The following is a 26065-nucleotide window of genomic DNA, read 5'->3' on the forward strand; positions in this document are numbered from 1 at the left end:
GGGTCGTCGCCGTGCCGAATCGGTCCGTGACTTCGCCCGGTCACACACGTTAGGCTGCAGCCATGGACAGCACAGCTGCACAGAACCTCGGCGATCCGGGCCTACACGAGCTCGGGATCGACGATGCGCCCGCCGCTGACACCGCACCCGTCGAGGGGCGCACCAGGCTCGCCGCGTGGGGGCTCGGGCTCGCCGGAACGCTCGCCTTTGCGACCCTCGTCGTTGGCGCAATCGCCGTCGTCAACTGGGCGCTCCCCTACGTGCACTACATCTACCTGGCGCTCGTCGGCGGGGGCCAGAGCTTCTAGGGCAGGGCTGGGCCTGGCAGGGCTGGGCCTGGCAGGGCAGGGCCGGGCTCGGCAGGGCTGGGCTGGGAGCGGCCTGCTGTCCCCCGCGCGCCCGCATCACCCGCGCCCCCACGGGCCCGCCTCATCCCCAATGGCCCGTCCCACCGGTCCGGCCCGCGCGCCCCGCGCATCCCACGGGCCCACCTCACCGCCGCGGCCTCGCCAAGTGCACACGGTTCCTGCAGGTGCACACGGTTTCTACGCGAAAAAAGCGTGTACATCCGCGGGTTTCGTGTACATCCGCCGGTCCGGGCGGGCGCCAAGCGTCAGGTCTGGCAGCCGGGGCACCAGTAGAGCTTGCGGTTACCCATCTCCTCGAGCTTGATGTTCGCCCCGCAGCGCTTACACGGGGTGCCTTCCAGCTTGTACACCCAGTGCCGTTCATCGCGATCGACGAGCGCCTTCTGATAGGCGTCCCCGACGAGGCCGTCGATCGTGATCATCTGGCCGACGGTGATGCCGATCTCGAGCAGGTGAGCCCAGTCGTCCCAGAGCGCTTCGAGCACGGTCCGGTCGAGCGTGTTAGCGGGCGTGTGCGGGTCGAGCTCCGCGCGAAACAGCATCTCGGCGCGATACACGTTGCCGATTCCGGCGACCACGGCCTGGTCCATCAGTACGAGGCCGATCGCCGTCTTCTTCTTGCCTGCGCGTTCGACGAACCGCTCGCGCTCCTCAGGGCCGTCGGCATTCGCCGGGTCGGGCCCAAGTCGCTGGATCACCCTGTCGACCTCTGCCGGGGTGAGCACCTCGCAGGCGGTCGGCCCGCGAAGGTCCGCGCACACCGTCTCGTTGAGCAGCCGCACGCGCACCGCGCCGACGGGCTCGGGCGGGAACGCCTCGAGCAGATCGCCCTCTTTGTCGGCCTCGGCCATGCGAACGCGCGTGCGCCGCGGGGCGCCGATCGACGTCACCGAGTCCTCGCCGAGGCTGTCGAGCGGCGCGTCGACCGCGGCAAGCGTGCGTTCGCGGAGCGCGTCGCTGCCCTTGGTCCCGCTGCCGACGTGTTCGCCGGTCTGGCCGAGCTTTGAGTGCCCGGGCGTCTGGCCGTGGATCTGGATCGAGGGGTCGACCCGCACCTCGCCCGAGAAATCCCAGGCGCCGTAGATGCCGAGGTGGATCCGCAGCCACAGGTCGCCCTCGAACTCGAGGAACATCTGTTTCCCGACAGCGCGGGCGTCGAGCATCTTGCGCCCGTCGAGCTCGGCCGCGCCCTCGACGAAGCGCCCTTGTGGGCTCGACACCTCGGGTGCCGTGCCCACAAAGTTCGCTGAGAACTGCCGCGCGATTCGGTGTACGGAGTGACCCTCAGGCATCGCTACAGGCTGTCGACCTGCTTGCCGGCGATCGCGCCGGTCTGCTCGTACTCGCCGAGCTGAGCGATGCGGCGCACGTGGCGCTCGTCGCCAGGGAAGGGCGTGTCGATGAACAGGTCGATGAACTTGATCGCGTCTGCAACCTCGTGCTGGCGAGCGCCGATCGAGATCACGTTCGCGTTGTTGTGCTCGCGCGCGAGCGACGCCGTCGACTCGTTCCACACGAGTGCTGCGCGCACGCCCTGCACCTTGTTCGCAGCCATCTGCTCGCCGTTGCCCGACCCGCCGAACACGACACCCAGGGCCTCGACCCCGTCGCGCTCGTCGCGGGCGACGCCGAGGGCCGCGTTGATGCAGAACGAGGGGTAGTCATCGAGCGCGTCATACTCGGCAGGCCCGTGGTCAATCACCTCGAATCCGCGATCGCGCAGGTGCTGCTGCAGCTGCTGACTGAACTCGAGGCCGGCATGGTCCGTGGCGACGTGAATACGCATGGGACTAAGCCTAGCCAAACTGGGGGCCGACGGTGCGCCCGCGCTTGAGCTCGTAGAACCCGGGCACGCTTGAGGCGGCCGCGATCCCGTCCCACAGCTTCAGGGCCATGTCGCCGGTGGGCGCGGGCGAGACGACGGGCCCGAAGAACGCGACGCCATCGATCGAGATGATCGGAACGCCGACGTCGGGGCCCGCGATGTCAAGCGCGTGCGTCGTGTTCGCGCGCAGCTGCTCGTCACTCGCATCGCTGTCGGCCGCCGAGGCGAGGCCGGCGTCGAGGCCGACCGCGGTGAGGGCCTCCGCGAGAATCGCCTCGACGTCCATGCGACCGCCGGGGTGCACGCGGGTGCCGATCTCGGTGTAGAGCTTGCCGACGACGACGTCGCCCGCTGCGCCCTCCCCCGCTGCGACGCGCGCTGCCTCGACGACGCGCCCGAAGCGGTGTCCGGCTGCGTGGTGATCCGCGTGCGAGTTGTCGGAGTTGCCCTCGTTGATGATCTTCAGGCTGATCGGCCGCCAGACAACGTCAAACCCGCGGGCTTCTGATACTTCCTGCGCCCAACGGCTGGTCATCCAGCACCAGGGGCAGATCGGATCGAAATAGAACTCAACTCTCGGCGTGTTTCCCATGTCCTGATTCTAGGCTGTTTGCTGCAAGAGCAAATCAGCAATTGTCGCGAGAGCTACAGGGGGCCGTTTGAGCATCTGGGAATGGGTGACCAACGCGATCGAGGCGTTCGCCCTCGCAACCGTCGAGTCGCCGTGGGTGCTACTCGTGGTGCTCGCACTGTGCATCATCGACGCCATCTTCCCGCCGGTGCCCTCGGAATCCGTGATCATCGCGGTCGCGACCGTCGTCGTCGCGGATCACTCCCACACGCTCTGGCTGCTCGGCGTCATCGCTGCGGTCGGCGCGTTCACCGGCGACCAGATGGTCTATTGGATCGGCCGGAGGCTCGGGGACCGCAACCCGAAGTGGTTGCGCGGCAAGCGGGCCCAGCGAACGCTCGGCTGGGCTCGGCGGGCGATCAGGCGGAGCGGCCCGATCCTCATCATGACGGGGAGGTTCATCCCCGTTGGCCGCACCGCCGTCAACCTCGCAGCCGGCACGACCAGGTACCCGGCCTGGAAGTTTTCGATCGCGGCCGCCTTCGCCGCAGTCTTTTGGGCGGTGTACTCGATCGCGATCGGCGCGATCTTCGGGAACATCTTCGGCAGCCACCCGATCCTCGCGCTGCTGCTCGGGCTCGTCACCGCGTTCACCATCGGCCTGCTGGTGGAGTTCATCTCGACGAGGATCGGGCGCAGGATCCAGACCCGCCGCATGGCGGCCTTCCGCGCCGCATGGGCTGAGGAGAAGGCCGCACCGGGCTCGGAAGACTAGGCGAGGCGAGATCCACGCATGTCTCCCCCAGCCAAATGTTCTGTGCTTGGTCAATTACGCCGGGTAATTGAGCAAGCACAGAACATGTGAGGGTGTTCGGGTACGGGGACGGAGATCCCGGGGTAGCTGTTACTCGGTGGCGGGCAGCGGGAAGAGTGCCTCGATCTGCGCAATCTGCTCGGCAGTCGGGCGGAACGCCTCCCCCGCGGCGGCGTTCTGGCGCACCTGCTCGGGTGTCGTCGCGCCGGCGATAACGCTCGAGATCGGCTCGTGCGTGAGCAGCCACCCGAAGGTCGCCTCGAGCATCGACACGCCCCAGCCGTCGCACAGCGCTCGGTAGGCGTCCAGCGCGTCCCAGTTCGCGCCCTCGGCGACGTGGGCGCGCTGGCGCATGATCCGCGAGTCGGCCGGGAAGTGGTCGCGGGTGAACTTGCCTGTCAGCAGCCCGTTCGCGAGTGGGAAGAACGGGAGCAGCCCGAGCCCGAGCCCGCGGGCCGCCGGCGTCACCGACACGTCGGTTTCGCGGTTCACGAGGCTGAGCTCGTTCTGGGCGGTGACGAATGCCGTCACTCCGAGTTCCGTGGCGACGCCCGCCGCCTCCTCCATTTGCTCTGCCGAGAAGTTCGAGTGGCCAATCGCGAGGACCTTGCCCTCGCGCACGAGTTCGTCAAGGGCTGACAGGGTCTCGGCAATCGGCGTCTCAGTGTCGGGCATGTGCAGCTGATAGAGATCGATGCGGTCGGTCTGCAGGCGCGTGAGCGATCCCTCGATTGACGCGCGGATGAACTCGCGCGAGCCTCGATTGCCCGCATACGGCGCGCCCGAGTCCGGGTACCCAAACTTCGTTGCGAGCACGATTTCGTCGCGCCGGCCGACGAGTGCGCGCCCCATCATCTCTTCGCTCTTGCCGAACGAGTAGCCGTACAGGTCGGCGGTGTCGAACAGCGTGATCCCGGCGTCGATCGCGGCGTGGATGACAGCGTCGGTGCCGTCTTGCCCCTCGGTCTTCGACCCCGGGCGCCCGAAGTTATTGCAGCCGAGGCCGGTTGCAGAGACGGCGATGGACGAGCTTCCGAGAGTACGAGTCATGGACCAACCATATTTCGTCAGCCGTCTCATTGGCTACGGGATTAGGCTTGAGCCATTCACTGATAGTTCTTACTTTGCACAAGGAGTACCGTGCCAGGAACAAACCTCACCCGCGTCGAAGCCCAGGAGCGGGCAAGCATCGTCACGAGCCACAGCTACGAAGTCGCGCTCGACCTCACGACCGGCCCCGAGACCTTCGCAGCCGACACCACGGTGCGCTTCGACGCGACCGCCGGTGCCGCGACCTTCATCGACGTCATCGCTGACTCGGTCGAGTCGATCGAGCTGAATGGCGCCGAGCTGAACCCGGCCGAGCTGTTCGCCGATTCGCGCATCCAGCTGCCGAACCTCGCGGCCGAGAACACGCTGCGCATCCGTTCGACGATGCGCTACATGAACACCGGCGAGGGCCTGCACCGCTTCGAGGATCCCGCCGACGGCGAGGTCTATCTGTACTCGCAGTTCGAGGTGCCCGACTCGCGCCGCATGTTCCCCGTGTTCGAACAGCCCGACCTGAAGGCCACGTTCCAGTTCACGATCACCGCGCCGGCGCGCTGGAAGGTCGTCTCGAACCAGCCGACCCCGGAGCCGACCCCGGCGGGCACGAAGGCCGGCGCGCAGGGCGCCGACTGGGCTGAGCAGGACATCGCGACCTGGACGTTCGGCAAGACCCCGGTCATGTCGAGCTACATCACGGCGCTCATCGCCGGCCCGTACCGCGAGGTTCGCGGCGAGCTTACGAGCACCGACGGCCGCGTCATCCCTCTTGGCGTGTTCTGCCGCGAGTCGCTCGCGCCGTACCTCGACGCCGACTACATCTTCGACAAGACCCGCGAGGGCTTCAAGTTCTTCGAGACCGAGTTCGACTACCCGTACCCGTTCGACAAGTACGACCAGCTCTTCGTTCCCGAGTACAACATGGGCGCGATGGAGAACATCGGCGCCGTGACCTTCACCGAGGCGTACGTCTTCCGCAGCCAGGTGACCGACGCGATGCGCGAGCGCCGCGTCGTCACGATCCTGCACGAGCTCGCCCACATGTGGTTCGGCGACCTCGTCACGATGCGCTGGTGGAACGATCTGTGGCTCAACGAGTCGTTCGCTGAGTACATGTCGGTGCTCGCGACCGCCGAGGCGACCGAGTGGACAGGCAGCTGGACGACGTTTGTCGGCAGCGAGAAGTCGTGGGCGTACCGTCAGGATCAGCTCCCCTCGACCCACCCGATCGTGGCGCCCATCCGCGACCTCGAAGACGTGCTCGTGAACTTCGACGGCATCACCTACGCGAAGGGCGCCTCGGTGCTCAAGCAGCTCGTCGCCTGGGTCGGTCGCGAACCGTTCATGCAGGGCGTGCACGACTACTTCGTGAAGCACAACCACTCGAACACCGAGCTGCCCGACCTCATGGTGGAGCTCGAGGCGCGCAGCGGCCGCGACCTCAGCGACTGGACGAAGAAGTGGCTCGAGACCGCGGGCGTGAACACGCTCCGCCCCGAGTTCACGGTCGACGCCGACGGCAACTTCGAGACGTTCGCGATTACGCAGACCGCGGCGGCCGACTACCCGACCATCCGCCCGCACCGCATCGCGGTTGGCCTCTACGAGGAGCAGGACGGTCGCCTCGTGCGCGTCAAGCGGCTCGAACTCGACGTCGACGGCGCGTCGACCGACGTTCCCGAGCTCGTCGGCAGCCAGCAGCCCGCGCTCGTGCTGCTCAACGACGAGGATCTCTCGTACGCGAAGATCCGCTTCGACGAGCGCTCGCTCGAGACCGCGAGCACCAAGCTCGGCAGCATCGAGGATTCGCTCGCCCGCTCGCTCGTCTGGGGCTCGCTCTGGGACGCGACCCGCGACGGCGAGTTCCCCGCGAGCCGCTTCGTCGACATCGTGCTCGCGCACGTCGCCGGCGAGACGAACTCGACCGTGCTGCGCACCGTGATCCAGCAGCTCGTACTCTCCGCGTCGAGCTACGTCGCGCCCGAGAAGCGTGCGGCGACGCTCGAGAAGGTTGCCGACGCGCTCTGGCAGCTCGCCCTCGCGGCTGAGGCGGGCTCGGACAACCAGTTCCAGTTCGTGAAGGCGTTCGCGAGCCTCGCGGGCACCGACGCGCAGCTCGACCAGGTGCTCGCGCTGCTCGAGGAGCGCACCCCGCTCACCGGTCTCGACATCGACACCGATCTCGGGTGGGAGCTGCTCATCTCGCTCGCAGCCGGTGGCCGCGCGTCCGGCGCCGAGATCGACGCCGCGCTCGCCGACGACCGCACCGCGACAGGCAACCAGTCGGCCGCCCACGCGCGCGCCGCGCTCCCGACCGCCGACGACAAGGCAGCGGCATGGGCCTCGGTCTGGGCCGAGGCAGGCAAGCCGAACGCGATCGTCCGCGCGACGGGCCTCGGCTTCCTGCGCGCGCAGGATCGCGAGCTGCTCACGCCCTACATCGAGCGGTTCTTTGCCGAGCTGCTTCCCGTGTGGGAGTCGCGCAGCTACGCGATCGCGGAGGAGCTCATCGATGGGTTCTACCCGTCGCCGCTCGCGAACGAGGAGCTGCGCCAGGCGACCGCCGCGTGGCTTGACGCGAACGCGGAGGCGCCCGCGGCGCTTCGCCGCCTCATCGTCGAGCATCTCGCCGGTGTCGAGCGGGCACTCGTTGCCCAGGCGGCTGACGCGAGGGCCTAATGTTCCGCCTGACGACGGACGGCGGAGACGTCGCCGAAGAGGTCACGGAGGCCGTGAGCTCGGCCTTCGTGACCTTCCTCGAGACGTGGCAGAAGCCACTGATCATCGTGCTCATCATTGTGCTCGCGATTGTCGCCAACTGGCTCCTGCTGCGGCTCCTGAATCGCACGGTGACCCAGATCGTCCGCGGCGTCAAGCGTTCGCAGAACGTCGACACGACGTCGGAGATGCGCGCGGCGCCGTACATCCACGCCCGTGCGGTGCAGCGCACGCGCACCCTGGGCTCCGTGGGGCGCGCGATCCTGACGTGGACGATCTCCGTGATCGCCATCATCCTGATTCTCGGACAGCTCAACGTCGACCTCGGCGCGATCCTGACCTCGGCGGGTATCGTCGCGGCGGGCCTCGCGTTCGGCGCGCAGAACGTCGTGAAGGACGTGCTCAACGGCATCTTCATGGTGTTCGAGGATCAGCTCGGTGTCGGCGACCTCATCACGGTCGGCGAGATCACCGGCACGGTGGAGGAGGTCGGGATCCGCGTGACCCAGGTGCGCGCCCTCGACGGGACGCTGTGGTTCATCCGGAACGGCGAGATCCTGACCCTTGGCAACTCGTCGCAGGGCTGGGGCCGCGCGCTCGTCGACGTCACCGTGGACGCGAATCAGGATCTGACCCAGGTCTCGGATGTCGCCCTCGAGGCGGTTCGCGCGCTCCTCACTTCCGACAGGTTCGCGCGCAAGGTGACCGGCGAGCCCGAGGTCTGGGGGCTCGAAAGCGTGTTTGGTGACCGCGCGACGCTCCGCATGGCGGTGCGCACGCGGCCAGAGGCGCAGTGGGAAGTTCAACGCGGGATCCGTGCGGAGCTCCGCCGGAAGTTCGCGGACGCGGGAATTAAGCTGGCAGACGAACTGCCACGCCTACAGCAGGGAGAGATGTGACGAACGACGATGCAACCGCAGCCGCGCAGGCGGCCGCTACCGCAGGATCGACCGGAGAGCAGCCCACGCCGCGCTTAACGCTGCGCGCCGGCGAGACGGGTCACGCAGTGACCGACACCGTCTGGTCGCAGGTGGGCGGCACGGAGACGTTCGAGCGCATCGCGCGTGCCTTCTATCGCGGCATTCGCGAGGACGAGGTGCTCGCGCCGATGTACCCGCAGGACGATTGGGAGGGCGCGACCTGGCGTATCCAGGCGTTCCTCGAGCAGTACTGGGGCGGCCCGTCCGCATACCAGGAGGAGCGCGGACACCCCCGCCTGCGCATGCGGCACGCGCCCTTCCCGGTCACCCCTGACGCCAAGGAGCGGTGGCTGAAGCACATGCACGCGGCGCTCGACGAGGTCGAACTGCCGCCGATGCACGACGCGGCGTTCCGCGACTACATCGAGCGCGCGGCACTCGCGATGGTCAATCGCTTCGAGTAGCGGCGCGTGCTCCCCTGCTGGGTTGGATGCGGCGGCCGTCCGCTGATCGGCGGCCGCCGACAGGCTAGTCCTCGTCCCAGACCAGCGGGGCGCGTGCGATCACGCGGTTAAAGCACGCGGCGTTTGGGTCTTGCTCGTGCACGAGCAGCACCAACTCAACGACCGCTCGCCCCTCGGCGTCCACCGGCATGGTCGTCGTTTGCGACCCCTCCGCAGGCCCGACGGTGATGTCGCCGCCGCCCGTGCGCATGCCGGTGTCAAAGCACGGCCCGGGGTCGCTCCCGATGAGCTCACCGCCCACTCCGAGTGTCGTAACGGTTGCGGTGAGGTCGGCGAAGCGGATCTCACCGATCTCCTCGGTCTCACCATCTTCGAGCGTGCGCAGGAATGTCTCAATCTCGAAGGCGGCGGACGTCAGCCCGTCGTCCGACACGATGGTGCCGCTCGCCGTTCGCGGAGTGTAGGCCGGTTCGTCGCTCGCGCTCTCGCCAGGCTCTTCGGCAGCTGCAGCGCGCTCGTCGGCAGCCCGCGCCGTTCGCGCTTCCGGTTCAGCGGCTGGCTGGGAACAGCCCGCTAGCAGGAGCGCTGCGACGAGCACGACTGGTGCGACGTGGCGTGGCCTATTCATCATCTGATCTCCACATGTGCTGCGGACGCGACGCCGCCTCGCTTGTCTCCCGCGATCGCGGCATCAGCAGCCCGGTGTAGTGTCGGCAAGCCTACGCCAGGCTACGCGCCCGCCGCTATCTCCCGGAGCGCGGCAACGTGATCCGCGAAGGCTTTCGTGCCGGTCTTGCTCGCCGCAACCCAGGTGCGGGGACGGTTCGCGACGTAGCCCTTCGTCACCAGGAGATAGCCTTCGCCCTCGAGGTGCGCGATCGCTTTACTGAGTTGCGAGTCGCCAACGTCGAGCAGTTCGCGAAGCGTCGCGAAGTCGGCCTCGGTCGCCGAACCGAGCGCGGCCATGAGGGAGAACCGCACCGGGGTCTGAAATGCCGGGTTCAGCCGGTGAAGCGGGTGCGTCATCGCCGGACGGTTGTCGGAAGGAACGCGGCGATCACCATCACGAGAACCACAATAGCGGCGGCGCCCCTGGCCAAGGGCCAACCCCAGCTGGCTCCGTTCAGGACGGAAAGGCTTGAAACGAACGCGACGGCGGTGGCACCGATAAAGCATCCCCACTGCCTCGTGCCCCAGTCGAGCCCGACCGAGGGGAGGCCAAAGCGAGTCCGCCAGGCGACCATCATTGCGAGGAATGCCAGGAACACAATGAGCCCGATGATGGCCGCGGCCAACTTCAGCGCGCTTGCGATGAGCAGCGCGGCCAGCACGACGCCGATCACCACCGTCGTGACTCGAGCCGGGGCAGCAAGCTGCGCGGGCTGCCACTCCTCGTTCGCCCGAGTGCCGCCGGAGAGCAACTGCCACAGCGGGCGTGCTCCCATCAGGAGGAACACGCAGATCGGCACTACGATGTTGAACCAGTCGGGATAGCCCGAACCCACGTACTTCAGTACGCCGAGCGTGAGGAACCCAGCAAGGAACACCACCCAGAGCCCGATGGTTGTCCGTGCCTCACGAACGCGCACACCGAATCGTTCCCGGGCGCCGTTGGAGAGGCCTGCCAGACATATCACGGGAACAAGCAGCAACATACTCGCTGGGTACGTATGGTTGACCTCACCTGGCCCGAAGCCGTCATACGCAAACAGGAACAATGTGACGTAGGCCGTCATAACTACTGCTGTCACCAGCAACAGCGCGGCGTAGCCGCGGCTCGGGGCGAGGCCCTCCTCGGGCCGCTGGAGCCGGCCGAGCTCGGCGAGCTGAGTGGCCGCGGACGTGCTCGCGTCGCGACTGGCGCGTTCGATGTCGAAGTCTCGATCATTCGCACTTCCCATATGGAAAGTATGTGCGGAGTCGATAGCTATTGTCAATGGTGGGCGGCAGACTCGCCGCTTTGGCACTCAGCCCCGCCCGCAGTGTACGATTTCATGAGTCGCCTCCTTAGCTCAGTGGATAGAGCAACAGCCTTCTAATCTGTCGGTCGCTGGTTCGAGTCCAGCAGGGGGCACCATACTTTTTTGGGCCATCGCGGCGCGGTCAGCACGATACCCGCCAGCCGGAAGAGGCCCGCCCTTTCTTCCATTCCCTCGGCCCGGGCTACCGTGGAAGGCATGCGAACCCCCGAGGAGAACTGGCAGCGAAGCAAAGGGGTGATAGCCGGTCCAGGCGTCGGCATGCTCGTCGCGATACCGATCACCCTCTTTGCTGGCGGCAACTGGCCACTGGGCTACGTCATGGCGGGGGGGATGGGCGCCGGCCTGATCGGCGGAGCGGTGTATGACCTCGTGAGACGGATGCGGCACAAGAAGTAAGCGGGTCGGCACGGAATGCGGCCCCAAAGTGCTATCCGCCTGGCACCCTGGTGCGATGCGTGTCACTGGGCCCGCTGCGAGAGTAGATGCATGAAGAACAGGACCGCATCCTCACTCCGTCTCTCTGCTGCTCTTGGCGCTGCCGCGCTGCTCGGCGTCTCTCTCACCGGCTGCAGCGCCATCGCGAAACTGCAGCAGTCTACCGCGGACGCGTGGGCTGTTACCTACGAGGTAACGGTTGAGGGCGTCGACACGGCAACGCTTACCGACGTCTCGTACCTCGACCAAGAGATGCGCACCGAGGAGCGCACCTCCGTCGATGCCGGCACCGTGACCGCCTCGTCGGCGGGCGACGGCACCGCGAGCTGGAAGGTAGATTCGATCGTGGTCGTCGGGGACAATGCGAAGGTCAGCGCCACCGCCGCCGAGGGCGAGCGTGCGACGTGCAGGATCCTGCTCGACGGCGAGCGCGAGATCGCGACAGCGACCAGCGAGCCCGGCTCGGCAGTGACCTGCGAGGCGACCGCTCCCCCGTTCGATAAGTAGTCCGCCTCGCGCGGGAGTTGCGGGGCGAGAACGACGCCGAAAGTTCCGCCTCGCGGGGGAAGACCACTCGCACCAGGCAACGTACCGTTGGACCCATGAGCGAGAACAAGCACCCCCTCATGAACGCGTCAATGACTTGGACAGTCGCCGGGATCCTGCTCGGTGCGGCGATCGGCGCCGGAATCGGGGCGCTCGCGGGCAGCGTCGCGGTTGGCGCGAGCCTCGGCTTCGCGATCGGCGCCGTGCTCGGCTTCATCGCGGGGATGCCGCGCCGCACACGCTAGCGCGGGCCCCCGTGGTCAACGAACAGTTCGTATGAGATGTTCAGCGGCTCTTGGCGGGTGAGTTCGACGAGCTCACGATAGAGCGGGAGCACGGTTTCGATCGCGTCGAGCCGGATGAAGTCTTGAGCAATAACCTTGAGCACCGCTCCAGGTTAGGCGACCCGCAGCCGCCAGAGCGACGTGACCTCGCGCGAGCGCGCCGCGTGCAGCACGTCGTCGGTGTCCGCTGCGCGGCCGTGGGTCGGCGTCGTGTCGAGCCGATCCACCACGACGAGGCCGGCGTGCGCGATCGCGTCGAGCAGCATCTCGCGGGTACGCAGTCCGAGCATCTCCGCGAGGTCCGAGATGATCAGCCAGCCCTCGCCGCCCTCAGCGAGGTGGTCGGGGAGCCCCGCGAGGAAACTCAACAGCATCTGGCTCCCCGGGTCGTAGATCGCCGCGTCGAGCGACGTCGCCGCGCTGCCCGGCAGCCACGGCGGGTTGCAGACGACGAGCGAGGCCCGGCCGTCAGGGAACATGTCGCAGACGCGCGCCTCAGCGACGTCCGAGATGCCGAGGCGCTCGAAGTTGTCGGTGGCGCAGTCCGCGGCGCGCTGGTGCAGGTCGGTGCCGACGACGCGCCCCACGCCGCGCTTCGCGAGCATGGCCGCGAGCACCCCAGTCCCGGTGCCGATGTCGAAGGCGACGTCGAGCGCTGGCAGGGGCGCGGCGGCCACGAGGTCGACGTACTCGTGGCGCGTTGGCATGAATGTGCCGTAGTGCGGGTGGATCTTCGCCCCGAGGCTCGGCACGTCGACACCGTTCACGTACCACTGGTGCGCGCTGAGCACGCCGACGAGTTCTTGGAGGCTGACGACCGCGCGATCCTGATCGCCCACGGGAGCCCCGCCGTAGGCGAACGGCACGGCAGCGTCGATCCGCGGTGCGCGCGGCAGCGGGATACTCGCGGGGCCGCCGCGCGGCAGGTCGACGGGAATGAGGATCAGCGAGAGGATCCGCGAGCGCTGGGCGCGCGCCTGCCGGATCCGGTAGAACTGCTCCTCCGTGGTCGCGGGCTCCGCGCCGCGCTTACCGGGCCGCGCCCCCTGTTTCGCGAGACGGCGGCCGATCGCGCTGAGGATCTGCTTTGCGCCCTGAAAGTCCCCCTGCCAGAGCATGGCGGTCCCCTGCGAGGCGAACCCGATCGCGCGGTCTGCGGTGAGCCGGTCATCGACGGTCACGGCGCGCTTCGGGGCGGGCCGACCGCTCGCACTCAGCCACACCGCGGATCCGGGGGTGCCGTTCTCGTCCCACGTCACTGCCTCGCGGGCGGGATGCTGCTGCACGATGGGCGCCGCCTCTCGGTCGGTTCAGTGGGCGCGCGGTCGGCAGGCCATAAAGGCGCCACACCACGAAAGACGTCACCCAGTCTAGCCGCGCGGTGCGCGCCGACCCGGCCGCTACGATGGGGCGCATGCGTGACATGACGAGAGTTCCACGCGGCCCGCTCCGCTCGACGCTTGGCGGCACCGTCGATCTCAGCGAGCTGCCGGGCCGGAGCGTGCTCTTCGTCTACCCGCGCACGAGCCCGCCGGACGGCCCGCCAGCAGGGTGGGAGATGATCCCAGGAGCGCGCGGCTGCACGTTAGAGTCCTGCTCGTTCCGCGATCTCGCCGCCGAGTTCACTGCGCTGGACACCGCGGTGCTCGGCCTGTCGACGCAGGCGCCCCATTATCAGGCCGAGGCGGCCAAGCGACTGCACCTTCCGTATCCACTCCTCTCAGACGAAACGCTGTCGCTCGCGGCCCCGCTCGGGCTCGAGACGTTCACGTTCGAGGGTGCACCGCTCTATCGCAGGGCCACGCTGGTGCTCGAGGCCGGAACCGTCGTCCACCGGTTCGACGAGATCGCCGATCCCGGCGGGCACCCCGCAGAGGTACTCGCCTGGCTCACGCGGGCCGACTCATAGGTCATCGCATACCGCGCGTCGCAGTGCTACATTCAGAACATGGCAGAGCAGCTTGGTTCACAGGGCACGGCGGGCCGCGCGGTCGCACGCAGGATGGTGCGCGACGACTGGGAGTGGGTTCGCCGCTGGTTCGAGGACGAGACGCTGAACGATGAGCTCGGCCCGCTCGACGACGAGTGGCTCGAATACGTACTCGGCGAAACCGAGGGCGTCGAACTCGTCATCGAGGCAGCGCACCCCGCCACAGGCAAGCTTGCGCCGATCGCGCTCGTCGGCGTGGTCTGGGGCGTTTCTGAGACCGACGCGAGCGCTGCCGAGGCGAGCGATGCGGCGCCCGAGACCGGCCACGCGATCACCGATCTCGCGATCGACCCGGCCCGCAGGGGCTTCGGGCTCGGCCGCATCGCGATCGACGCGACCATGGCCTGGCCGGATCACCCGGCGACCGACTCCTGGATCGCGTTCGTAGACCAGGAGAACGACGGCGCCAGGCGGTTCTTCGAGGCGATCGGCTGGACGTACGAGGGGCTCGACGGCGACGACGACGACGCGATGCACCGCTTCGCGACCGGCACGGCGTAACGGGCGAGCGCAGATGGCTGGCGCAGCCCCCGCACCGGCTAAGCTCCCAGCCTATCCCCCGTCCCTGAGGGCGGATTGATCCGGCGTTCATAGGCTGGAGGTGTCCATTCAACACGTCGTTACGACGACCCACCGCTCAGGAGGCATGGAATGAAGGCTGCACGCTACTACGGCAAGAATGACGTCCGCGTTGAGGAGGTCGAGGAGCCAACGACCCGGCCCGGCACCGTGAAGATCGCGCCCGCGTTCAACGGGATCTGCGGCAGCGACCTGCACCTCTACCACGACGGACCGATGCCGCCAGCCCCGACGGACACGACCCCGCACCCGATCTCCGGCGAGACCCTCCCCGTCGTGTTCGGCCACGAGTTCTCCGGCGTCGTCGAGGAGGTCGGCGAGGGAGTCACGGGCGTCGCCGTCGGCGATCACGTTGCCGTCGAACCGCTCATGGTGTGTGGCGTCTGCCACGCGTGCAAGGCGAACAAGTACAACCTCTGCGAGAAGATGGGGTTCATCGGCATCTCGGGTCTCGGCGGCGGGCTCTCCGAGCACATCGTCGTCGAGGAGCGCTGGGTGCACAAGGTCGGCGAGATGCCGCTCGATCAGGCGGCGCTGCTTGAGCCGCTCGCCGTGTCGCTCCACGCGGTCCGCCACGCGGGCGCCGATAGCGCGGCGGGCAAGACGGCCGTCGTCGGCGGGGCGGGACCGATCGGCCTGCTCACGGCCGCGGTGCTCCGCGCATACGGGCTGAAGACGATTGTGAGCGAGGTCTCCCCGGAGCGTCGCGCGAAGGCGGAGGAGACGGGCGTCGCCGACGTTGTTGTGGATCCCTCGTCCGAGGATCTCGCGGCCGTCGTGCGCGAGCAGACCGGCGGCGCGATGGCGGACTTCGCGTTCGACGCTGCGGGCGTCGGCGTTGTGCTCGACCAGCTGTTCGACTCGCTCGGCGCGGGCGGCAGGCTCGAGGTCATTGCGCTGCACACGCGCCCCTACGAGCTCGACGTGACCGGCAAGCTCACGATGCAGGATCGGGTGCTCGGGTCGGCGATCGGCTACGCGAACGATCACGAAGAGGCGATCCGCCTCGTAAACTCGGGGCTCGTGAACCTCGCGCCGTTCATCACGAGCAAGATCACCGTCGACAACATCGTTCGGGACGGCTACGAGAAGCTGCTGCACGACCGCAGCGAGGTGAAGATCCTCGTCTCGATGAGCTAGTTTCACACGGAGTGAGGGGCCCGGCGGCTGCCGCCGGGCCCCTCACTGCGTGTGCGTCGTCGCCGCCGCTACTGAAGCTGAGCGACGATCGCGCTCGCGCGCTCCGTCTGCCCAGTGTCCTTGAGGAGCTTGATGAGTTCGCCGGCAGCCTGTATCCGCTCCTTGCGCTTCTTCGCCGCGGTGAACCCCTCGAACGCTGACTCGAGGCCCCACACCGCGGCCTCGGTGTCGCCCCGGTCGACGTGGATCTTCCCGGCAAGCCAGAACGCGTGGGAGGCGTCGGCGAGGAGGCCGAGCTGCGCGAATTCCTCGCCGGCTCGGAGCGCCTCGGCGGCCGCGCGATCGCTGTCGAGGCCCTCCCCGAACGAGCGTCCGCGCGTCGCCGCGAGCGAGCGCGCGAGGGTGTCGCGGAGGGTGGCGCGTTCGATCCCCCACTCCTGCGCGCGCTTCGCAGCGAGCTCCTCGGTTAGCCCATCCCGGTCAAGTTCGGGATGCGCCTCGAGCGCCGCCGCCGTCGCGCGAATCTGGGCTTCAGCGTCGTTCATGCGGTCGGCGACAGGGGCCCAGGCCGCGAGCACCGCCGCGAGCGTGCCCGCGTCCGCCCCGCCGGCGCGCAGCAGCGGCAGCGCGCGCCCGAACAGCGCGTGGGCGCGTTCCTCGTTCCTGTCGAGCGTCGCGCACTGCGCCGCCTCGGCAGCGGCGAGGCCCGCGCGTTCGAGCCACCCGGCCGACTCGAGCGGGGTGACCGCCTCCGCATAGTCGCGAGCAGCCGCCGCGAAGTCCTTGCGCGCGGCAGCCTCCTCGGCGCGGGCGAGCAGCGCATCGGGCGCGATCGCCCCATCGGCGGCGGGTGCGCCGGCGGCCTGATCCTGATCGGATGCGGTGCCGGGGTCCGTGAGCTTGCTCCAGAGCCGCGCGAGCCCCGAGCGCTGCGGCGCGACCGACTCGGGCGCCGCCGGGGTGACCGAGTTCGTGCGCCGCGCCTCCGCCGTGTCTTCGCGCTGGGCGCCGAAGGCCGGTCCGAAGTCAAGCGGCGACGCTGCCGGGGCAGCTGCGAGCGCCCGCGCCACGAGCTCGGCGTAGTAGGGCGTGCCCGAGCGCGCGTCGAACGCCGACGCGTACCCGCGCGCCTTGCCAGTCGCCCATGCGTGCAGGTCGGCGACGGTCACGTCGCGGCCGGGCTGACCGACGCCGGGGAGCGATATTCCGGTCGACTGCTCGCCGTGCTCAAGATTTGCCGAGAGCCCCGCGAGCAGCCCGAGCAGGAACCGCAGGTGCTGCAGCGGCGACGGCGGGTCGGTGAGCATGTCACGGTAGTCGCCGCGCAGCTCCCGCAGCGCACGCTCGAAGTGGCCGCCGCGTGCCAGCAGCTCGAAGCTCTGGCCGCGCGAGGACGCGAGGTCGCGGTTCGCGCGCGTATCGCTCGCGGTCGCACGGTGATGGAAGCTCAGCGACTCTTTGGCCAGGCCGAGATTCAGTGCGGCGAGCGCGGTCGCGTGGAACGTCTTCGTCGGCTCGATATTGCACGTGCCGTCCTGCGTCCTGCCGAGCTCGTAGGCCTCGGCGAAGCGCCCCTGTTCCATGAAGAAATCGGTCTGCCTGCCGATCACGCAGGCGTGGCAGTCGTCGAACGCGTCGCAGGGGCTCGAGATCCAGGCGAGGCGCCGTGCCTCGGCGTCGGTGGCTCCCGACTGCCAGGCCCACCCGAAGCGCGCGGCGAGCACGGCCGAGATCCCGCTGCCCTGCAGTTCGAAGCGCCGCTGCATGTCATCGAGGAAGGCTTCGGCCTGGGCCGCGGTGATCTGGGGGAAGTCTGGCAGGTCGCTCGCGACCCACTTGAACTCCCAGAAGAGGTTGTGCTCGTCGCTCGCGTCGAACAGCTCGGGGCTCGCGTCCCAGTGCCGCAGGGCGCGCGCGAACACCACGAACGACTTCGCGCCCTCGCCGCCGAACGTGTACGCCTCGACGAGGTCGAGCAGCGCCTCGGCGAGGTGCTCCTTCGGGCCATCGGCCTCGATCTTGCGTGCGGCGGCTTCGGCCGCCGCCGTGCGGGCGGTGCCGTACGGCATGTGGCGGATGTTGTGCAGCTCTTGCGCGGCGTTCATGGCGCTCCTCAGGAGTCGGCGTCGAGGTCGGTGTCGGAGGTCGGCGAAGCGGGCGGCTCGACAGGCGAGTGCAGGGCGGCATCGAGCAGCACACCGAGCGAGTCGGACAGCGCGGCCGATTCGGCTGAGCGCAGCCCCTCACCCGCGAGCATCACGGCGGACAGGTACAGGGAGCGCAGGCCAGCGTCGAACACGGCGCTGCCGGGCGACGCGAGGAGTCGGCGCGCGACGGGCGAGCGGTCGTTGAGCACGAGGGTGCGCGTGCGCCCCTGGCTCTCCCCCGCGAACGAGTCGAGCAGGCCGTCCCACAGGTCGGGCGTCTCACCGCGTTCGCGATCCAGATCGCGCTTGTGCTCCCCCTCCGAGTCGCGCAGCAGCATCGCCGGCACGGTCTCGGGTTCGAAGGCGCGCAGGATCGCGTCGCAGTCCTCGTCGGCGAGCACGCCGCGCGCGACGCTGAGCGCGCCCGCTGCCTCCATCTCGCGTTCGACTCCGGGCATGCCGAGCACCTGGACGAGGTCCGACGACGTCAGTTCGCGCACGTTCCAACCCGGCTTCGACGCGAGCTTCGCGAGCAGGTCGGAGTCGTAGACGTACCCGGCGTTGACCACGACGAGCCCCTGCGCCCTGGCCACGGCGGCGACGCGGTGGAATGCCTCCGTCGTCGACGTGTAGACCAGTTCTCCCTGGGCGGCGACGGCCGCGAGCGTCATCGGGCCGTCGCTCGTCTCGAACGGCAGCACCTCGGATACGAGGCTCAGCATGTCGCTGTCGGTGAGCGCGATCGCGCGCAGCGCCAGGTGATGTGTCTGCAGGACCTGCTGAGTGAGCCGGCTCGGGGTGCGCAGCGTGTCAAGCGCCCAGCGCTTCACCTGCTCGCCGAGGGCGTCGCGCACGCCGAGCAGGATCTCGTCGTCGTGCAGCTGCTCGCGCGACGCCGTCGGCGAGAGCGTGTCGCTGTCGATGACGGCGCGGATGAAGAACGCCCACTCGGGCAGCACGCGGTCGGTGCGGGCGCTGAGGAGCATTCGCTTCATGTACACGCGGTGCTGCCCCGACCCCGGCGTCACCGCCTGCGGCAGGATGAAGGCGACACCGCTGACGCCCGCGACCGGGAGTTCGAGGTCGATGTGGCCGAGCGGGGTGAACCCGAACGTGCGCTCGCAGTACTCGGTGAGCGCGCGGGAGCGTGCCGAGCCGCTCGGGTACTCGATGCGCCACGGCAGTTCGGGCTCGGTGACGCGCCGCCACGTCGTCTCGTCTGGCGCCCCGTGGCCGCCGTCCTCGAACGGGACGCGCACGGCGATGTCGAACGGCAGCAGCGACCCGTACTCGCGCGCGAGGCCGATCACCGTCTCGTTCGCGAGCCAGTGGCTCATGTCGCGGCGTGCGGTGAGGCGCACGGTCGTGCCGATCTCGACCTCGGGGCCCGCGTCCGGCAGCTCGGTCACGTCGAAGGTGCCGTCGGCGCGGCCCTGCCACCGGATCGGCACCGTGCCGGGTTTGGCCGAGCGAGAGGTGAACTCGATCTCCTCGGCGACCATGAACGCCGCGAGCATGCCGATCCCGAACTGCCCGATGAACTCGGCGCGGCCGGTGCCGAGCGCGGCGTCCCGCTTCGACGAGCGGCCGATCGTGGCGAGCAGCTCGGTCGCCTCATCCGAGGTCAGGCCGATCCCGGTGTCTGACACCTCGAGGGTGGCGTTCCCGGCCTCGTCGGCGCCGGTCTGCAGCCGAATTCGCACGGCCGCCGAGGGATCCATCGCCGCTCGCGCTGTCACCGCGTCCACCGCGTTCTGAATGAGTTCGCGGAGGTACACCTGGGGCCCGGAATACAGGTGCCTGGAGAGCAGGTCGACCATTCCGGAGAGGTCGACTTGGAAGCGTTCGGACACAGGTTTCCTCGGGTTGGAGCGGTGGGGCGTGAGCGGCGGCGGCCGGACTTAGTCCTGCGGCTTCGCCTTCTCCCACGCCTCGGGGAAGATCTCGTTCATGCGCTCGAACGCGGACATGCTCGTGTTCACGACGCAGAGCAGGTGCTGCGAGAGCTGCTCGTCGGTGAGGCCGTGCTCGTAGTCGACGTTGAGCTCGGTGTTGACGCGCACGTTGCCCGCGTCGTCGCGTGCAATGTAGACCTTCGGCCAGAGCTTCTCACGGTTCCAGTCGTTCGCAGCCTCGAGCGCCTTCAGGTAGTCGGACTCGGGCAGCTCGCCGCGCCAGAAGCCGCGCACGCACAGCAGCTCGTCGTTGTCGCCGTTCACGAAGAAGTAGAACGAGCCGTACTCCCAGCCGCCCCCGATGTCGCCGTCGGAATCAACGTTGTAGGACCAGCCGGCCTGCTCGAGCGAGTGCTTAATGCGGTCCTTCGACAGCGGCTTGAGTGCGCCGCCGGCGGCGGGGACGGGAGCGTCCTTCGTGAAAAAACCCATGATTGGCGTTCCTTTCGGGTCGGTGCTTCCAGTTTAGGGAGTACCCGCGACAAACGATGAGCCTGTGCCCGAGGCAACCGCAGAATCTTCAGTGGTTGCCCAGGGGGTTTCGGTGTGCGGCGCTTGAGATCACTGTGTGTTCAGTAGCCGCATGCGGTGGGCGCTCGGCGCGGTTCGCCGAGCGCCCACCGCCCCGCGCGCTACTGGAACACTGTCAGCCCGTACAGCACGAAGACGAACAGGTGCGCGGCGCCGTGCAGCGCGGTCACGCGCTTGCCGAAGAACGTCGTCATCGTCAGCAGCAGCGACACGGCGAGCAGCACGAGGTTCGTCGGCCCCTCGCCCAGCGTCACGGTCTGGCCAGTCAGCAGGCCGATCGTGAGCACCGCCGGAATGGTGAGCCCGACCGTCGAGACGAGCGCGCCGTGGCAGAGGTTGCTCACGCGCTGAATCTCGCCGGCAAGCGCCGCGCGGATCGCCGTTATCGTCTCCGGGAGGAACACGATCATCGCGATGAGGATCCCGGAGAGCGCCACCGGCGCCCCGAGCCGGTCGAGCCCGTCGTCGAGCAGCGACGCCATGTCGTGCGAGAGCAGCACGATCGGAACCACCATCAGCACGAGCAGGATCGCGCGCGCAATGAGCTCCGGCTTGTGCTGGGCGAGCGCGCCAGCGAGCTTGCTCGGGGCGGCGGCGAGGTCTGCCCGTGCGGCGCCCGCGATCTCGGCGCGCTCCGTCTCGGCCTGCTCGACGAGCACGAGCTCCTGGAAGTCGGCGCGCTGGGCGCCCATCTGGCGCACGAGGAAGAATGCGTAGAGCACGACGGTCAGCCCGATGATCGGGATCTCCTGGCCCGTCGTGTACGACCCGTCGACGCCGATGATCGCCGGAAGCGCGAACGCGACGGTGACCAGCACGACGAGCAGCGAAAGGTAGGCGGAGACGCCCGTCTTGTTCGGGCGCAGGTTCCGGTGGCGGAGCCCCCCGACGAGCAGCGAGACGCCGACCACGAGGTTCAGGATGATCATCGAGACCGCCATCACCGAGTCACGCGCGATCGTCGCGTGCTCCCCCGGTCCGAGCATCACGGCAGAGATGAGGATCACCTCGATCAGCACGATCGAGAGCGTGAGCACGAGCGTGCCGTACGGGTCGCCGAGCTTCTCGGCGAGGTGCTCAGCCTCGGTGACGACGCCGGATGCCGCGACAAGGATCACGGCGACGATGAGCCCGAGGACCGTGAAGAGCACCGGCGTTGGGAGGGCGCCCTCGAGGGCCCGTCCGCCGAGCACGAGTGCTAGGACGCTGCCCCAGGCGAGCGCGAGCTTCACAAGCGCCGCGGGAGTGAGCACCGTCTTGAAGACTGAGGGTGTAGCTGTGGTGGTTGACATCGCGAGGCCTTCCCCGGTTCTGCGGGGCCGTCCCCAAACAACACACAGCCGCCGGGTCGTCCCGGCGGCATCGTATGGCCCAGTCTAGCCCGCGCGCGCGGATTTGGCACGGCACCCGCACCGCTGCGCAGCCGCTGCACAGGAACGCCACGGGATAGACTCGTTCGGTGCCCACAACGCCCGCGAACACGCCTCCGAAAGTTCGGCTCCCCTTCGAGGTCTGGGCGCTCGTCGCCGGCGGTTTCACCGTCGCCCTCGGCTACGGCGTGGTCGCCCCGGCGATCCCGCAGTTCGCGCTCGAGTTCGGCGTCAGCACGTTCGCCGCGTCGGCCATCGTCAGCGCCTTCGCGCTCATGCGCCTCGTCGGTGCGCCGCTCGGCGGGTGGTTCGTCAGCCGGTTCGGTGAGCGGGCGACGTACACGGCCGGGATCCTGATCGTCGCCGCGTCCACGGGCGCCGCGGCATTCGCAATGAACTATCCGCAGTTCCTGATCCTGCGCGGCCTCGGGGGGCTCGGCTCGGCGATGTTCACGATCGCGGCGACCGCGCTGCTCGTCGAGGCGAGCCCGCCGCAGGGTCGTGCGCGCGTCGCGAGCGTGAACGCGGCGGGCTTCCTGCTCGGCGGACTGCTCGGCCCCGTCCTCGGCGGCGTCGTCGCCGGATTCGGCCTCCGCGCGCCGTTCATCTTCTACTTCTTCACGCTCGTCGCCGCGGCGATCGTCGTCACGATCGCGCTCCGCAGCAAGCACGCGCTGCCCCGCGCGGCGGCGGGCGCCCGCCAGGCGGGCGAGGAGATGCAGCTGCGCGATGCGCTCGCACTCCCGACCTACCGCTCGCTGCTGCTGTCGGTGTTTGCGTTCGGCTGGACCTCGTTCGGGGTCCGGGTGTCACTGATCCCGATCTTCATCGCCGTCGTGTTCGCCGGCGACGCGACGACCGCGGCGTGGGTGCTCGCGGCGTACGCTGCGGGCAACGCGATCTTCATCTTCCCCGCCGGCCGGTGGAGCGACTCGATCGGCCGCACCCCGCTCCTGTCGACGGGGCTCGCCGTGCTCGCCGCGGCCTTCCTCGCGTTCCCGTTCGCTGGATCGCTCTGGGTCGCGATGGCGATCATGGTCGTCGCCGGCGCGGGCTCGGCGCTCGCCAACCCCGGCCACCAGGCGGTCCTCGCCGACGTGCTCGGGCAGCGCCGCGGCGGCATGGTCGTCTCGACGTTCTCCATGTCGAGCGACCTCGGCGGGGTCCTCGGGCCGCTCATCGCGGGGGCGATCGTCGACGTCGCCGGCTTCGGCTGGGCGTTCGGGCTCACCGCCGCGCTGCTCGCGGCCGCCGCGATCGGGTGGCTCGCCACGGCGAAGCACACGGCCGCGCTCACGAAGGGCTAGCCGGGCGGCACGAACCGCGCCCCGCTACCCGGCCACTCGCCTTCGTTACCCGGCTACTCGCCTACTCACCTTCGAGGTCGTCGAGCCCAGGCATCCAGGTGAGACCGGGGACTCCCCAGCCGCGCTTGCGCTGGATCTTCTGCGCCGCGCGGTTCTCCGGGTGCACGAGACGATCGACGTAGAGCAGCCCGTTCAGGTGGTCGAACTCGTGCTGCATGATCCTGGCGAACCAGCCGCTCGCCTCAACCTCGAACGGCTTGCCGTCGATGTCCTGCGCGCGAAGCAGCGCGCGCGACGAGCGGCGCAGCGCGAATCGCTCGCCAGGGAACGAGAGGCACCCCTCGACCTCGTCCTCTTCGGGCAGGCCAGGCTCGAGCGGAGCGATCCACAGCTCAGGGTTGATCGCGACGCCCTCAGCGGGTGCCTCATCCTGGTCCTCGTAAATCCAGACGAAGATCCGCTGCCCCACGCCAACCTGCGGCGCCGCGAGGCCAACGCCCGGTGCGGCGACCGTCGTCTCAAACATGTTGTCAACGAGGGTGCGCAGCTCGGCGTCGAACTCGGTCACGGGTGCCGCCGGGCGGTGCAGGACGGGCTCGCCGCAGATGGTGATTGGGAGAATAGCCATGAGCTCAAGCCTACCGGCGCGGATAGACTGGAGCGGACCGCATCCCCCGTTATTAGGAGTCACCTTGTCGAACGCCCCCGCAGAACAGATCGTCTGGATCGACTGCGAAATGACCGGGCTCGATACCGACAACGACGGGCTGTGCGAGATCGCCGTCATCGTGACCGACTTCGACCTCACCCCGCTCGACCCCGGCTTCGACATCGTCATCAACCCGGGCGAGGCAGCGCTCGCGCACATGAACGACTTCGTGCGCAACATGCACGAGACATCAGGGCTGCTCCCCCGCATCGAGTCGGGCGTCACCCCGGCCGAGGCCGAGACGCAGGTGATCGAGTACATCAACCGGTTCATCCCCGAGGGCCGTCGCCCGCTCGTCGCCGGCAACACGATCGGCATGGACCGCCGGTTCGTCGCGAAGTACATGCCGACGCTCGAGGAGCGCCTGCACTACCGCTCGATCGACGTCTCGACGATCAAGGAGCTGTCGCGCCGCTGGTACACGAGCGCGTACTACGCCGCCCCTGAGAAGCGCGGCGGCCACCGGGCGCTCGCCGACATCGCCGAGTCGATCCAGGAGCTTGCCTACTTCCGCGGCGCCGTGCTCGTCCCCGGCAGCGGGCCCGATTCGAAGTCCGCGAAGAAGCTCGCGAGCACCGTTGCTGAGCAGTACGCCGCGCTCGTGGACGGCACGCCGGAGGAGCCGGCTACCGCCGCCGAGTAACCCGAGTGCGCGGAAACCGCGCGCTCAGGTGATCCCGAGCGCCGACCAGAGTCAGCGCGCCCTGCTGCTTCCGCGCGCCCGCTTGATTTAGCGTGCTCTGCTGATTCCGCGCGCCCAGCAACTACGTCGCTCGCGCCGCCCGCTGCCGTCGCTGATCCGGGTGGCTGCTGGCTACGCGGGTTCTGGGTCGTCGGCGCGGCCCGCCGCGATCAGGATCAGCCTGCGCAGCACCCCAAGATCGATGTCCTCGAGCTTGCGCACGTACACGCACCCCGCCCCCTCGGTGTACTTCCCGAGCTCGGGCAGGAGCGCAGCCTCCTCGGGCAGATCCTTGATTCCATAGAGCGACAGCTGCGCTTTCCGCGGCGAGAACCCGGTCTTTGGCCAGTCGCCGCGGGTGCGCGGATTCGACGGTGAGATATACCGGTAGCTCCCGTATCCGATCATGGTGGGCCCCCACAAGACGGGCTGCTCGCCCGTCACCTCGGCGAAGATCTCAGCGAGCTGCAGGCCATCCTCGCGTCGCTTCGCCGGCGCGACGGCGTCGAGGAATGCGGCGACATCGGCGTCGGTCGGCTTCGTTTTGATCTCAGACACGCCATAAGTATCGCACCCGTTTTGGCAACGCACTATCCCCTGGGCTATGCTGATCAGGTTGCCAAGTGAGCTCGCTCACTCGGACGCATGGTGGCTATAGCTCAGTTGGTAGAGCACCGGCTTGTGGTGCCGGTGGTCGCGGGTTCAAGTCCCGTTAGCCACCCCACGCAGTACTGAGGCCCGCAGCCCGAGGAATTCTCCCGGGATGCGGGCCTCAGTCGTTTTCACAAGCCGGAGGCCGCTGCCGCGCGCGCCACCAATTCCTCTCCCACCCAAATTTTCCTACCCAGCTCACTTAGCTGGGTAATTTGGGGCAGAGGGGAAAGTTTGAGGCGGGAGGGATAGGCTCAGGCCATGACTACCCTGGAGCGTTTCGACCCGACCGGCATTCAGCGCGTGCTCTGCATCGTCGCGCACCCCGATGACATGGAGTACGGCGGGTCCGCTGCCGTCGCCGAATGGACGGCACAGGGCATCGAGGTCTCCTACCTCCTCCTCACCGCTGGCGAGGCGGGGATGCGAGGCGTCGCCCCCGAGGTCGCCGGGCCGCTCCGCGCGGCAGAGCAGCGAGCCGCCTGCGACGTGGTCGGCGTGACGGACCTCACGATCCTTGATCTCCCGGACGGCCTTGTCGAGCATTCGATTGAGACGCGCCGCCGCATCGCCCACGCGATCCGGCAGGCCCGCCCCGACGCGATCTTCACGATGACCTGGGACCTCGAAGCTGGCTGGGGCCTCAACCACGCCGACCACCGGGCGACCGGCCTCGCCGTCGTCGACGCGATTCGTGACGCTGACAACCCGTGGCTGTTCCGCGAGCAGCTCACCGACGGCCTCACTGAGTGGAAGACGACCTGGCTGCTCGCGACCGCGCATCGCCCCGACCACGCCATCGAGGTGTCGGAGCGGGCGCTCGAGCTCGGGATCGCGTCGCTCGCGGCCCACCGGGAGTACCTCGAGGCGCTGCCGGATCACCCGACGCCGCACGACCTCGTCACCGGCGTACTCACCGGCGGCGGCGAGCAGGCGGGGCTGCCGTTCGCGCTCCCCGTGCACGCCTACCGCATGGGATAGTCAGGATCGGGCATCGGGCGCCCCGTCCGCGTCAACGAATACCGCCGTT

Annotated in this window: 29 protein-coding genes and 2 tRNA genes; 16 read left to right on the top strand and 15 right to left on the bottom strand. The window is 68.7% G+C overall.

What is annotated here, in order from left to right:
- Window positions 1-62: 62 nt before the first annotated feature.
- Entirely contained in the window at window positions 63-308 is a 246-nt protein-coding gene (locus tag BJ960_RS09610) for a hypothetical protein (protein ID WP_185987132.1), read from the top strand.
- Window positions 309-613: 305 nt separating this feature from the next.
- On the opposite strand, the gene BJ960_RS09615 is transcribed toward BJ960_RS09610, so the two are convergent.
- The 3 genes from BJ960_RS09615 to BJ960_RS09625 are packed head-to-tail and all read right to left on the bottom strand — an operon-like array spanning window position 614 to window position 2785.
- On the bottom strand, window positions 614-1660 hold the full coding sequence (locus BJ960_RS09615; protein WP_185987133.1) for an Fpg/Nei family DNA glycosylase: 1047 nt from the start codon (window positions 1658-1660) through the stop codon (window positions 614-616).
- A gap of 2 nt (window positions 1661-1662) precedes the next feature.
- Window positions 1663-2154: a ribose-5-phosphate isomerase gene (locus tag BJ960_RS09620; protein ID WP_121072564.1), complete on the bottom strand. Its 492-nt coding sequence runs from the start codon at window positions 2152-2154 to the stop codon at window positions 1663-1665.
- Window positions 2155-2164: 10 nt separating this feature from the next.
- Entirely contained in the window at window positions 2165-2785 is a 621-nt protein-coding gene (locus tag BJ960_RS09625; protein ID WP_185987134.1) for a mycothiol-dependent nitroreductase Rv2466c family protein, read from the bottom strand.
- Between the two features lie 67 nt (window positions 2786-2852).
- Between BJ960_RS09625 and BJ960_RS09630 the strand changes: the two genes are divergently transcribed.
- The gene (locus tag BJ960_RS09630; protein ID WP_185987135.1) at window positions 2853-3539 is read left to right on the top strand and encodes a DedA family protein; all 687 of its coding nucleotides are present in this window, start codon (window positions 2853-2855) and stop codon (window positions 3537-3539) included.
- Between the two features lie 129 nt (window positions 3540-3668).
- Here BJ960_RS09630 and BJ960_RS09635 read toward each other — a convergent pair whose 3' ends face one another.
- Window positions 3669-4628 (bottom strand): aldo/keto reductase, encoded by a 960-nt coding sequence (locus tag BJ960_RS09635; RefSeq protein ID WP_185987136.1) that lies wholly within the window; start codon window positions 4626-4628, stop codon window positions 3669-3671.
- 90 nt (window positions 4629-4718) lie between these two features.
- Between BJ960_RS09635 and pepN the strand changes: the two genes are divergently transcribed.
- From pepN to BJ960_RS09650, 3 genes are read left to right on the top strand one after another with little or no spacing between them, the layout of a single operon-like run.
- Window positions 4719-7304: an aminopeptidase N gene (gene pepN / locus BJ960_RS09640; RefSeq protein WP_185987137.1), complete on the top strand. Its 2586-nt coding sequence runs from the start codon at window positions 4719-4721 to the stop codon at window positions 7302-7304.
- Window positions 7304-8242: a mechanosensitive ion channel family protein gene (locus BJ960_RS09645; RefSeq protein WP_185987138.1), complete on the top strand. Its 939-nt coding sequence runs from the start codon at window positions 7304-7306 to the stop codon at window positions 8240-8242. Before pepN ends, BJ960_RS09645 begins: the two co-directional genes overlap by 1 nt.
- On the top strand, window positions 8239-8727 hold the full coding sequence (locus BJ960_RS09650) for a globin (protein WP_307814615.1): 489 nt from the start codon (window positions 8239-8241) through the stop codon (window positions 8725-8727). Before BJ960_RS09645 ends, BJ960_RS09650 begins: the two co-directional genes overlap by 4 nt.
- A gap of 64 nt (window positions 8728-8791) precedes the next feature.
- Here BJ960_RS09650 and BJ960_RS09655 read toward each other — a convergent pair whose 3' ends face one another.
- The 3 genes from BJ960_RS09655 to BJ960_RS09665 form a co-directional block, all read right to left on the bottom strand.
- Complete coding sequence (locus BJ960_RS09655; protein ID WP_185987139.1) at window positions 8792-9355, bottom strand: hypothetical protein; 564 nt, start codon at window positions 9353-9355, stop codon at window positions 8792-8794.
- 101 nt (window positions 9356-9456) lie between these two features.
- On the bottom strand, window positions 9457-9753 hold the full coding sequence (locus BJ960_RS09660) for a transcriptional regulator (protein WP_185987140.1): 297 nt from the start codon (window positions 9751-9753) through the stop codon (window positions 9457-9459).
- A complete protein-coding gene (locus BJ960_RS09665) occupies window positions 9750-10628 on the bottom strand; it encodes a hypothetical protein (protein ID WP_185987141.1) in 879 nt (292 codons plus the stop codon). The genes BJ960_RS09660 and BJ960_RS09665 overlap by 4 nt, the downstream gene beginning before the upstream one ends.
- Window positions 10629-10728: 100 nt before the next feature.
- Here BJ960_RS09665 and BJ960_RS09670 point away from each other — a divergent pair.
- The 4 genes from BJ960_RS09670 to BJ960_RS09685 all read left to right on the top strand — a co-directional run bounded on the left by BJ960_RS09670 (window position 10729) and on the right by BJ960_RS09685 (window position 11935).
- Window positions 10729-10804 (top strand) — tRNA-Arg (locus tag BJ960_RS09670).
- A gap of 100 nt (window positions 10805-10904) precedes the next feature.
- Entirely contained in the window at window positions 10905-11105 is a 201-nt protein-coding gene (locus BJ960_RS09675; RefSeq protein ID WP_185987142.1) for a hypothetical protein, read from the top strand.
- 90 nt (window positions 11106-11195) lie between these two features.
- On the top strand, window positions 11196-11651 hold the full coding sequence (locus BJ960_RS09680) for a hypothetical protein (protein WP_185987143.1): 456 nt from the start codon (window positions 11196-11198) through the stop codon (window positions 11649-11651).
- 95 nt (window positions 11652-11746) lie between these two features.
- Window positions 11747-11935 (top strand): hypothetical protein, encoded by a 189-nt coding sequence (locus BJ960_RS09685; RefSeq protein WP_185988357.1) that lies wholly within the window; start codon window positions 11747-11749, stop codon window positions 11933-11935.
- Here BJ960_RS09685 and BJ960_RS09690 read toward each other — a convergent pair.
- Together BJ960_RS09690 and BJ960_RS09695 are read right to left on the bottom strand one after the other, a co-directional pair.
- Window positions 11932-12078 carry a putative quinol monooxygenase gene (locus tag BJ960_RS09690; protein ID WP_202229143.1) on the bottom strand — a complete coding sequence of 49 codons (147 nt, stop codon included), beginning with the start codon at window positions 12076-12078 and terminating at the stop codon, window positions 11932-11934. The two genes, BJ960_RS09685 and BJ960_RS09690, sit on opposite strands and share 4 nt — an antisense overlap.
- A 9-nt stretch (window positions 12079-12087) precedes the next feature.
- Window positions 12088-13260 carry a methyltransferase gene (locus BJ960_RS09695; protein ID WP_185987144.1) on the bottom strand — a complete coding sequence of 391 codons (1173 nt, stop codon included), beginning with the start codon at window positions 13258-13260 and terminating at the stop codon, window positions 12088-12090.
- A gap of 128 nt (window positions 13261-13388) precedes the next feature.
- Between BJ960_RS09695 and BJ960_RS09700 the strand changes: the two genes are divergently transcribed.
- The 3 genes from BJ960_RS09700 to BJ960_RS09710 all read left to right on the top strand — a co-directional run bounded on the left by BJ960_RS09700 (window position 13389) and on the right by BJ960_RS09710 (window position 15683).
- Window positions 13389-13883, top strand: coding sequence for a peroxiredoxin (locus BJ960_RS09700; RefSeq protein WP_202229142.1), 495 nt, complete (start codon window positions 13389-13391; stop codon window positions 13881-13883).
- A gap of 39 nt (window positions 13884-13922) precedes the next feature.
- Window positions 13923-14465, top strand: a complete 543-nt coding sequence (locus BJ960_RS09705) for a GNAT family N-acetyltransferase (RefSeq protein WP_202229141.1) — start codon at window positions 13923-13925, stop codon at window positions 14463-14465.
- Window positions 14466-14615: 150 nt separating this feature from the next.
- Window positions 14616-15683: an alcohol dehydrogenase catalytic domain-containing protein gene (locus BJ960_RS09710; protein ID WP_185987145.1), complete on the top strand. Its 1068-nt coding sequence runs from the start codon at window positions 14616-14618 to the stop codon at window positions 15681-15683.
- 68 nt (window positions 15684-15751) lie between these two features.
- On the opposite strand, the gene BJ960_RS09715 is transcribed toward BJ960_RS09710, so the two are convergent.
- From BJ960_RS09715 to BJ960_RS09730, 4 genes are all read right to left on the bottom strand, one after another.
- Complete coding sequence (locus BJ960_RS09715) at window positions 15752-17788, bottom strand: hypothetical protein (RefSeq protein ID WP_185987146.1); 2037 nt, start codon at window positions 17786-17788, stop codon at window positions 15752-15754.
- An 8-nt stretch (window positions 17789-17796) separates the two neighbouring features.
- Complete coding sequence (locus tag BJ960_RS09720) at window positions 17797-19683, bottom strand: HSP90 family protein (RefSeq protein WP_185987147.1); 1887 nt, start codon at window positions 19681-19683, stop codon at window positions 17797-17799.
- A gap of 48 nt (window positions 19684-19731) precedes the next feature.
- Complete coding sequence (locus tag BJ960_RS09725) at window positions 19732-20217, bottom strand: type III secretion system chaperone family protein (protein WP_141886315.1); 486 nt, start codon at window positions 20215-20217, stop codon at window positions 19732-19734.
- A 200-nt stretch (window positions 20218-20417) separates the two neighbouring features.
- Complete coding sequence (locus BJ960_RS09730) at window positions 20418-21608, bottom strand: calcium:cation antiporter (RefSeq protein ID WP_185987148.1); 1191 nt, start codon at window positions 21606-21608, stop codon at window positions 20418-20420.
- A gap of 167 nt (window positions 21609-21775) precedes the next feature.
- Between BJ960_RS09730 and BJ960_RS09735 the strand changes: the two genes are divergently transcribed.
- Entirely contained in the window at window positions 21776-22993 is a 1218-nt protein-coding gene (locus tag BJ960_RS09735) for an MFS transporter (protein ID WP_185987149.1), read from the top strand.
- 61 nt (window positions 22994-23054) lie between these two features.
- On the opposite strand, the gene def is transcribed toward BJ960_RS09735, so the two are convergent.
- Entirely contained in the window at window positions 23055-23621 is a 567-nt protein-coding gene (gene def / locus BJ960_RS09740) for a peptide deformylase (protein ID WP_185987150.1), read from the bottom strand.
- A 64-nt stretch (window positions 23622-23685) separates the two neighbouring features.
- Here def and orn point away from each other — a divergent pair, with 64 nt between their 5' ends.
- Complete coding sequence (gene orn, locus BJ960_RS09745; RefSeq protein WP_237463468.1) at window positions 23686-24345, top strand: oligoribonuclease; 660 nt, start codon at window positions 23686-23688, stop codon at window positions 24343-24345.
- A 171-nt stretch (window positions 24346-24516) separates the two neighbouring features.
- On the opposite strand, the gene BJ960_RS09750 is transcribed toward orn, so the two are convergent.
- Window positions 24517-24942: a DUF1801 domain-containing protein gene (locus BJ960_RS09750; RefSeq protein ID WP_185987152.1), complete on the bottom strand. Its 426-nt coding sequence runs from the start codon at window positions 24940-24942 to the stop codon at window positions 24517-24519.
- A gap of 90 nt (window positions 24943-25032) precedes the next feature.
- On the opposite strand from BJ960_RS09750, the gene BJ960_RS09755 reads away from it, so the two are divergent.
- A tRNA-His gene (locus tag BJ960_RS09755) sits at window positions 25033-25108 on the top strand.
- 188 nt (window positions 25109-25296) lie between these two features.
- The gene (locus BJ960_RS09760) at window positions 25297-26016 is read left to right on the top strand and encodes a PIG-L deacetylase family protein (protein WP_185987153.1); all 720 of its coding nucleotides are present in this window, start codon (window positions 25297-25299) and stop codon (window positions 26014-26016) included.
- The last annotated feature ends 49 nt before the right edge of the window (window positions 26017-26065 follow it).

Origin of the sequence: Leucobacter aridicollis (genome assembly GCF_013409595.1) — a bacterium.
Classification (GTDB): domain Bacteria; phylum Actinomycetota; class Actinomycetes; order Actinomycetales; family Microbacteriaceae; genus Leucobacter; species Leucobacter aridicollis.